10 protein-coding genes are annotated in these 8,411 nt (G+C 46.5%); 5 read left to right on the top strand and 5 right to left on the bottom strand.

From position 1 onward, the window contains the following. The first annotated feature begins 299 nt into the window (after positions 1–299). The 5 genes from Q9S52_RS09970 (at position 300) to Q9S52_RS09950 (ending at position 3,272) form a co-directional block, all read left to right on the top strand. Positions 300–1,238, top strand: a complete 939-nt coding sequence (locus Q9S52_RS09970) for an FRG domain-containing protein (protein WP_304709003.1) — start codon at positions 300–302, stop codon at positions 1,236–1,238. Positions 1,239–1,436: 198 nt separating this feature from the next. Then, on the top strand, positions 1,437–2,099 hold the full coding sequence (locus Q9S52_RS09965; RefSeq protein ID WP_304709002.1) for an Abi family protein: 663 nt from the start codon (positions 1,437–1,439) through the stop codon (positions 2,097–2,099). Positions 2,100–2,275: 176 nt separating this feature from the next. Continuing rightward, positions 2,276–2,608, top strand: coding sequence for a hypothetical protein (locus Q9S52_RS09960; protein ID WP_370649009.1), 333 nt, complete (start codon positions 2,276–2,278; stop codon positions 2,606–2,608). Beyond that, positions 2,563–2,793: a hypothetical protein gene (locus Q9S52_RS09955; RefSeq protein ID WP_297625927.1), complete on the top strand. Its 231-nt coding sequence runs from the start codon at positions 2,563–2,565 to the stop codon at positions 2,791–2,793. The genes Q9S52_RS09960 and Q9S52_RS09955 overlap by 46 nt, the downstream gene beginning before the upstream one ends. A gap of 17 nt (positions 2,794–2,810) precedes the next feature. Continuing rightward, a complete protein-coding gene (locus Q9S52_RS09950) occupies positions 2,811–3,272 on the top strand; it encodes a nucleotidyl transferase AbiEii/AbiGii toxin family protein (RefSeq protein WP_304709001.1) in 462 nt (153 codons plus the stop codon). On the opposite strand, the gene Q9S52_RS09945 is transcribed toward Q9S52_RS09950, so the two are convergent. The 5 genes from Q9S52_RS09945 to Q9S52_RS09925 all read right to left on the bottom strand — a co-directional run. Then, positions 3,267–3,953, bottom strand: a complete 687-nt coding sequence (locus tag Q9S52_RS09945; protein WP_304709000.1) for a M23 family metallopeptidase — start codon at positions 3,951–3,953, stop codon at positions 3,267–3,269. The genes Q9S52_RS09950 and Q9S52_RS09945 overlap by 6 nt on opposite strands. After that, complete coding sequence (locus Q9S52_RS09940) at positions 3,922–4,548, bottom strand: hypothetical protein (protein ID WP_304708999.1); 627 nt, start codon at positions 4,546–4,548, stop codon at positions 3,922–3,924. The genes Q9S52_RS09945 and Q9S52_RS09940 overlap by 32 nt, the downstream gene beginning before the upstream one ends. 8 nt (positions 4,549–4,556) lie before the next feature. After that, positions 4,557–6,920: a type IV secretory system conjugative DNA transfer family protein gene (locus Q9S52_RS09935; protein ID WP_304708998.1), complete on the bottom strand. Its 2,364-nt coding sequence runs from the start codon at positions 6,918–6,920 to the stop codon at positions 4,557–4,559. A gap of 19 nt (positions 6,921–6,939) precedes the next feature. Further along, positions 6,940–8,184 carry a hypothetical protein gene (locus tag Q9S52_RS09930; protein WP_289198924.1) on the bottom strand — a complete coding sequence of 415 codons (1,245 nt, stop codon included), beginning with the start codon at positions 8,182–8,184 and terminating at the stop codon, positions 6,940–6,942. Continuing rightward, the coding region (locus Q9S52_RS09925; RefSeq protein ID WP_304708997.1) for a hypothetical protein at positions 8,185–8,411 on the bottom strand (227 nt) is incomplete at its 5' end.

Raw genomic sequence — 8,411 nt, 5'->3', positions numbered from 1 at the left:
GTAGGCCCGCCGGGAAAAATACAGAAGGCCACCCAGGGGGCCGAGGATGATTTTTCCCGGCGGGTGTGTACCGGGCCAGAGACGCTTCATACTTTCGCCGTGGAAATCTCACCTCCCAACTCCCTCAGAGGCTACTCACAAAAAACCGGCGGTTTTTCCTTGAACTGACTATCGAAGAAGTCATTCCATGTAAAATCAATGGAGAAAATTGCAGATCGGTGGTCTATCTTTGTACAGAGAGCAGGTGAAAAAGTTCCGTTTTTCTCCCTCCCCCAAGGCATGATAAAGAAATGTTGAGTATGAAACTCCCTGAATACCGATCGATCGAAGAAAAGAGACCGAAGTTTTGTTATGTAAAAATCGACGATGAAAAGACTCTGACGAACCATCTTAACCATCTGTTGGCCGACAACCCCCATTGTATTTTCCGGGGCGTGCGGGAGGCCCGGTACAAACTTTTCACCTCCGTTCAGCGTGAGTGGATCACGAACGGACTGGGGAGGCATACGACCATTAACCAGTTGGTTGATTCGTTGATCGGGGATATGCGCCAAAACAGAGTACTGAACGATTACTTTGCGTCGATGAATATTGTACAGACCGATTTCCTGTACTTGAGCCTGTTGCAACACTACTCGGCGCCGACGCCCCTGCTGGACTTTACCCACAACCACCGGGTGGCGCTCTATTTCGCGACAGCCGGCCTTACCACCGTTTACACCGAGAACGACCTCGACGACTACTTCTCATTGTACTACATCGACCTCGACAAGGTCGGCCCAGAGCTGACTCGGATGGATGATTTTTTGAATCGTGGCCTGGACTTGGGGAAAGAACTCGTTGAAGAGCTCGGAAATAGGTATCCTATCGACAAAAGCCCGTTTGACAGCCTTGACCAATACATGAAGTGGAAAGATAACCTTTATGTAGTTCCGTTGGCGTTTGTCGATAACCCGAAGTTCGCCCGAGCTGTGACCACACCCTACACCGGACAGACGTTATATTGGTCGAACTTGAATATCACCGCCCAGGAGGGGTGTTTCCTGCTGTACAATCGGGAGGATATTCCCCTGGAAGAACATTTGGATAACCGCATGGTCTGGTGTTTGGATATCCATAAATCCTTGGCAGACTATGTGCGGGCGAACTACTTGTCCGGGATAACCCACGATACCTTGTTTCCGAATATCACGCAGATGGCCCAAGAGGCATATACCAGATTCCGCGAGAGGTTGTGAGGCTCTTGAATGGGGGAGCCGGGGATAATACCAACAAAAAAGCGAGACAGTATGTCCTGTCTCGCTTTTTTATGTATCTTCACGCAGATACTGAAGTTATAAAAGTGAAGTGTTCAAAAGAAAAAACCCGGGTCCATCACTGGTAACGAAAAGCCAGGAGAGGGACGACCGGGACGGTGCTACAAAGATAATACAAAGATGGAACTCGACAAAACTTTCTTTGAAAAGGTTTTCTCAAATAAACGGATGGAGAAGTATTTTAGTATCCATCAGGATAATGAAGCATTGGCCATTACGCACTATCGATGCAATATCGAATTATCCAAGGCTTTTTACCCCTGTATCTCGACCTTGGAGATTGCTTTGCGCAATGCCATTGTCCGAGAGTTACAGACTCTTTTCGGGCGGGAGGACTGGTACACTCAATTGTCAAAAACTCCCGGCTTGGCCAACTTGAACCATTATATTACTACGGCTAATAAGCAAATCTCGGGCCGCCGAGAATTGGCGACTCCTTCTAAGATTATAGCCGAACTGACCTTAGGTTTTTGGGTCTCATTGTTTAATAGTGAATATGAATTGATCTTGTGGCAAGCTTTGCGCCGTGCGTTTCCTTACATGCCCAAGCCGCAGCGCCAACGGAAGAATGTATCGGCTCCGTTGAACCGTTTCCGGCGGTTCCGAAATCGGGTCTTCCATCACGAGCCGATTTGTTGGGATCTGAGGCAGGTTCAACAGATTCACAACGAGATCTTACAAACCATAGGGTGGATCAACAAAGATCTTCCGACCTGGATAGGCTCTTTTGATCCGGTTGAAGATACACTTGCATCGATTCGGGACCGATTGTCCAAAGAGTAATAGTCGGACGGCCAAACTCACCGGGTTCGGATAAAATCTCACACGGTTGGTCTTGGCAGGCCAACTTTTTATTGCTTATAAAATAAGTTGTTATTTATCTTATGTTAAATCAGATATTTTCAGTAATGTTGAGACCGAGGAGTTTTGCTCGATTTTGCTATATTTGTGTACAAAGAATGAGGGCTATGATTTTCAGCGACTGGCGACAGAAAAGCAAGGGTTTGCAAGTTTCCAAAACGCTGTTGTGGGAGTATGACCTGACGCGTTTCGACTGGCAACGGTTCCGAGTCATTGTCATGCAACGGGTGGTGGAACGGGGAACCATGGAGGACTTTTATGCCGCTATCCGGCTCTACGGCGGAATCACCAAAGTCCGCGAGATCATCAAAGAGATTCCGACACTATCCGATATCGATATGAATTTCGTCTGCTCGGTGTTCGGACTCCAAAAAGAGCAACTGAGATGTTACACGAGGAGACTGTCGAGAGAACGACTCTTGAACGCTTAACCGCCTCGATGCACGATCCTGAGCTGGCAAACTTCAATCTTGCCGGAGGAACTGCGCTGGCCTTGTATATCGGACACCGAAAACGCATCGATCTCGATTTATTCACACCGGAATCTTTCGACGCGACAGAATTGGGTGAGCAGTATGGATTATTCGTCGGTACTTTCAACCGGAAAAATCACTGAGAGGAACGATTGACGGGGTGGCTGTCGATTGTATCACCCATGCTTATCCTTTGATCGACCAGGTGGTTGTCTCGCCGGAAGGTGTCCGCCTGTATTCGATGCGGGATATTGCCGCGATGAAACTTTCGGCCATTGCCGACAACGGCAGCCGGCTGAAAGATTTTATCGACGTGGCTTACCTTTCCACCTATTTGTCGCTGACAGATATGCTTCGAGCCTATGAAGCGAAGTTTCCGAGCTCGACCCGAATCAGACCCATCAAAGGACTTACTTTTTTCGACGATATCGATTTCACCGAACCGATCCATTTGATCGGCAATACCTACAATTGGAAGTACATCGCCAAACGATTGACAGATATGATTCGGCAACCTCGGACTGTTTTCAGCTCACGACCGGAAGCTCTCTCGATACAAACAACTGCTCCTGTTGTCCGACCCCAAAAGACACCGAAGAAAAAGAACATCCCAAGATTATAGCCGATCCTCCGGGGAGAAAAACGGAACTTTTTCAGATCGCGACGCTCTTTTGAGATAATCGAACATTAGGTAACAAAAGGGAATAGGATCGGTAAACGTTTCGCGGAACTTGACCGAGTAGTGCAGATGCGGCCCGGTCGAGTTGCCGGTGCTCCCCATCAGCCCGATCGGCTCACCGATCCGGACAGTATCCTCTGCTTGGCACAAAGCTTTTCGCATATGACCATACACAGAAACCAGACCGTAATCATGCTGAATCCGGATAAAGCCCCCTAATTTATCATCGACTCCGATCGCGGCCACTACTCCACTCCCGGCCGCATAGATCGTGTCACGCTCTTTGCCCGGGATATCGATTCCTGAATGAGCATGCTGTGTATGAAAGATCGGATGAATACGACTTCCAAATGGGGAGGAGATCGCGTGAGCTATATTTCGAGTCTCTGCAATACGTACCGGAGAGATCGACGGTATCGAGGTCAAAATCCGACTATCCCACCTGATCAAATTAACCACCTTGAGGAAATATTCGGCCGACGGCGCTTGCCGGAGTAAAGAATCCACGCGCCTTTCTAAAGTTCCGAATTTCTCCCCGGTCGATTGAGCTTTACTCACAACTGGGAGAATCAGCAGGAAAAAGCTCCAACAACTAAGCACACCGCCCCGCAACATCAAGCGCATGACTGAGAGCCATTTGGGTAGAACTATTCACGTTGAACGTCAAGGATAACGCAATTTCCGGGATTTCAATTTTCAGGACATCATTGGAAAACTGGAATTTACCAACTTCAATCTCTACCTGGTCAGCATGTTCCATACCCGACGCATGTACAATCAACAGCAATGGACATTTCAATGTTACCACTCCATCAGCCGATTGCAGAGCTTGCAAAACGGTTTGAGCCAATAATGCGGCATATTCCAACTCGGCGATTATCGAGACCTCAAGCTGTTCACCTGTAACTGTCAAGGAAAAAGATGGCACTGCGATCTGTTTCTCTTTCAGATGCCAAAGATTTTTTGGTCGGCCAAGCATTAACTTTTTCCCAAAGCAAAGATTTAGTTTAGCCAACGATTGTTCTCGTGCAAGAACCTGAAATAGATGATTAGGCACAACCCGTCCACCGTCAGGTAATGATAGAGACGTTTCGATAAAAGATGTTAGCATCCGTTTCGCATCTTTTACACTTCCTCTTTGTCGTTTACCAGCTTTGAAAAAAGCTCTAAAAAAAACAACAGCGACCCAAGCTGCAAGACCATAAAAAATGAACTTCATGTATTCCATTACCTCTGATTATATGTCGATTTTTGTGGTACAGTGGCAGCTACTGACTCGCCGAAAGGTGAATATTGCTCTGCCACAGTAGTCATTTGACGTTCGACCTGTTCGATTGCCTTTTTTACCGATTCATAATCCATCAGGTGCATATCTTGTCGATACTGTCTGATTAAATTTTGACCGGTAATATCCCCCTCGAATACATCCAACAATAACAAATCGAATTTTTCGTCGAACGTCAAGGTATCGTTGCGCAACTCCAACAGTTCAAGATCATCGATGATCTTATAGACTAATTCCAGCCAGACAAATAAATGGATATGATTCTCCTCATTGTCCGGATCCTCGATAAATGAAAACAGGTTCTGATCTGTTTTGGCATCGGGCTGCGTCATCTTCCGCAATAAAAGATAATCATTCGCGATTTCCTGAACCTGACTCAATAAGTTCGTCGTTTCCGTCTGTATCCGGATCAGATTGCGCCGGCAGACTGAATCGAACTCTTCATCCGAATAATTTCTCAACTTGGGAATTTCATGAGGCTTCTCTTTGTGCGATCGATCGACCTGAATGCTTCCATGAAAAACCTTCTCATCGAACGGAGTATCGAACTCGTCGCAAACTCGGCCGACAAAAGTACCTTGTGACAGCTCTTCGATCGTATCCTGGGGTATGCGTCGCTCTTTCACCTCATTGATATTCGTACTAACTGCCCCATCTTGAGAAACAGTTTTGCTTACCTTCTTGACTTTCTTTTCTCCGAAGCTTTCCGAGAGTTTTTTCGCTGTTTCGCGCACAACAGCACCGGAGAATGTGTTCCCGATCGTCTTAATCATCGCATCAGCAAAATGATTCCCATAATCACGGATCATTTGGGCATCATCTTGAAACCCCAGTAAAACGGCAATCAAATTAGAACGCCCGGTCGCAATCAGGTTGTCAAGTCCTTTTATAAATACGGTGGGTAATTCATCCACTGCAAACAGACAAGGAGTACCCCGGACATTACAAATCTTTGCCAACCGCGACAAATAGACCGAATTAGCCAAACCATACACTATATCTTTGGTCGGATTATTCCCGATACAAATCACCTGAGGTTTTTCCGGTGAATTCACATGCAGCTCAACCGAGAAATCCTCCGGATCTTCCGTCATCACATAGGCCAGTTCCTTATCCGCGATAGAGCCGAGACCGATCTGTGCCGACGCGAGCTGACCGGAAAGCTGTTCAAAAACCTCATTGTCAAAAGCCTGCTCGAAAGGGCCGAACAAGGTCTTCATATCGGGATAAAAGATCGCGATCAAGCGAATCACCGGAAACGAGGTCGCACTTTTTCGACCGATCAGTGAAAGCAGGTGGGGCAAAGATTGATACCGGCCACCTTTCAACAATCCCAGCAGATAAATCACCAGTGCCGTATAGTTCTTGGCCGATTCAACGAAGAAATCCCCCTTTTTTTCCTCGAATTTTTTATTCAGAGCGGTCAAAATTACGGTGGCGAAATCGAGTGCCTCGGCCGAAGAAACAATATCCTTGAGCGGGTTGCATCGATACGTGCGGTTCAAATCTTTAAACGAGATATAAACAAACTCGGCCTGATTACTCCCGGCGCTCTGCAAATAGTTATATGCAAGACTACTCAAGGCCGGGTCTTTATAATCATAGATCACAGCGGAAAATCCTTTGTGAATCATCTGGTACATATACTCCTCCAGGATAGCATACGTTTTACCGCTCCCTGGCGTACCGATTACCGACGTGGCCCGGAACGGATTGACTACATTGATATAACCATTTTTCGTCTCCAGATTTTCATGATAGACATAACCCAGATTGACGGAATACTTGTTTTCAATCAGCCTCTGCATTTGCTTAAATCCATCGGCATATCGAGTATTTTCATCGAGGCTGGCTGTAACCCCACTAAAATATCGTGCAAAATAGAATAGCTGCCGAATTACGATAACTGCGGCCCCCAAGCTCACGCCCATATTCAATACTTGTCCAACATAATTAGGAGGCGGCAACAGTACCCAGAAACCTGCCAGATAAAAGAGTATCGCTCCGATCAGGGCGATACCGATTTGCAAAAACAGATTTTTGTCCGGCGATTTGGTTGTGGGAAACAACAAAATGGGAAGAAACAAAACCAGAATGATGCTCCGAACTTTGACAACCGCATCCAATACCCTCCATGCCGGCTTAATCAACCGAAGGTCCAGCCAGGTCCAATTCAAATTCAACGCCTGGATCAAGCCATAATCGGTATAATACAACTCCAGAAGTAGCACCAATAACCCCGCGACATATAAAGTAGTTACAGCACTTTTAATATTGCTCTGATACTTTTGAGACTCTGCCGACATGGACTCACCTATCTAAAAATTACAATTTTTCTCCCTTTTGTTGAACCCGCGAATGCGTTTCTCTTTGCAGAGACTGTTGGCATTCCTTTCTGAGCGTCGTCAAAGTTTGAGACGGCTGCGCCTTGAGATCTTCGTTCCAATCTTTCCGCCTGGGTACTTCAATCAAGATATTGCGTTTTTCCGCTAATTCTCGGATTTTGGCAACCAGTGGTTCTGTCGACCGAGAGTAGTCAAACGAATACGACGTATCGTCCATCATAGTAAATTGCAGCGTTTGGCGCTGTTTGGAATATTCATAACTTTTCAAATCCGTAATGATTTTCAGGTTACTCAACATCCCTGCTCCATCATTATCATTCCCGAGAACGAGTTGCATTTGTCTCGTTTTGACCAGACTCCGAATCTGAGCAATCTGTTCCGGAGTGATCGATCCCCCGGTCGCACAATAACCGATCGTATCATCCTTCATCAACAATCTATGGGCTACCGCATCAAACACATCCTCTGTTATAAATAACTTCGTTTTACCCTCCAGATTCGTCATCCACAGACTTTGAGAGCGGTCACTCCCCTTCACAAATACTTTTTTACTGCTTTGTTGTCCATCGGGTCCCTGCATGTAAAACTTGTATTGTGCGCCCAACGTCTCCCAACTCTCGGGATCTTTCCATAAAAACACAAGATTGGGAATCCGCCGTTCGTTATGTTTCAGCCATAAAATCCCCACCGAATTCCACATATCCTTTTCCCAAAAGACTTGCGGATCAATGCCTCGTTTCTGAAGCAGTGCCAAGATCCCATTGGGCATTTGGTCCAACGTTTCAGGCAGAGACTTGATAACATATTGTTCTGTGTCCGGACAAAATGGAGTTTTTACCGTCTTTGTCCGCGTCGGTTCAACATAGTCAGTCCGTAAGGTGTATCCTGAAGCTTCACGCAGTTTTTGATCGACGAATTGACGATTCGGCTGTAATTCGGCAAATTGATTAACCGTACTTCCGGCCCTATGTTGCAGGAATTGAACCACATCCCCTCGTTCGGATGTACGAGGATTAAAAAACAGCTCATAGTTTGTCCGGCCAGTGATAATGATCACATCATCAAAGGCTTCACTTTTGTATTTCAGATCGCGCGTAGACGAACCGCTTTTATCCAATTTATACCCCAACAGCTCAACTGCCGCACGTAACAAATGTCGGCACTCAGCATATTTGATATAAGTGCGAGATCTCCGGAAGTTATTCTTTGTGTCCATCTTTTTCATTTAGTCTTGGGCAACGACGTAACCTTGGGCAATCTTTTCCCGATAGGCGGCATCCACCAAACCGCCGACGGGACGAAACGCATCCGAATCCAGCAAGGCCGTTATCCGAGTATGTAAATCGCCGGCTATAACCTCGCCGTAACCGAGCATGTCATTCAGATTCACTTGAACTGTATCGATCGGACGGCTTCGATCGGCCCAGGCCACGTGTAACAACCGGTCGTAGT

This window comes from uncultured Rikenella sp. (genome assembly GCF_948810725.1).
GTDB lineage: Bacteria > Bacteroidota > Bacteroidia > Bacteroidales > Rikenellaceae > Rikenella.
Note: the sequence above shows the minus strand (reverse complement) of the source record. Positions and strands in the feature narration are given on the sequence as shown.

Bases quoted from the DNA above. Each gene is read 5' to 3' on its own strand.
- Q9S52_RS09970 (WP_304709003.1), top strand. From the start codon at position 300: ATGAAACTCCCTGAATACCGATCGATCGAAGAAAAGAGACCGAAGTTT.
- Q9S52_RS09965 (WP_304709002.1), top strand. From the start codon at position 1,437: ATGGAACTCGACAAAACTTTCTTTGAAAAGGTTTTCTCAAATAAACGG.
- Q9S52_RS09960 (WP_370649009.1), top strand. From the start codon at position 2,276: ATGAGGGCTATGATTTTCAGCGACTGGCGACAGAAAAGCAAGGGTTTG.
- Q9S52_RS09955 (WP_297625927.1), top strand. From the start codon at position 2,563: ATGTTACACGAGGAGACTGTCGAGAGAACGACTCTTGAACGCTTAACC.
- Q9S52_RS09945 (WP_304709000.1), bottom strand. From the start codon at position 3,953: ATGCGCTTGATGTTGCGGGGCGGTGTGCTTAGTTGTTGGAGCTTTTTC.
- Q9S52_RS09940 (WP_304708999.1), bottom strand. From the start codon at position 4,548: ATGAAGTTCATTTTTTATGGTCTTGCAGCTTGGGTCGCTGTTGTTTTT.
- Q9S52_RS09935 (WP_304708998.1), bottom strand. From the start codon at position 6,920: ATGTCGGCAGAGTCTCAAAAGTATCAGAGCAATATTAAAAGTGCTGTA.
- Q9S52_RS09930 (WP_289198924.1), bottom strand. From the start codon at position 8,184: ATGAAAAAGATGGACACAAAGAATAACTTCCGGAGATCTCGCACTTAT.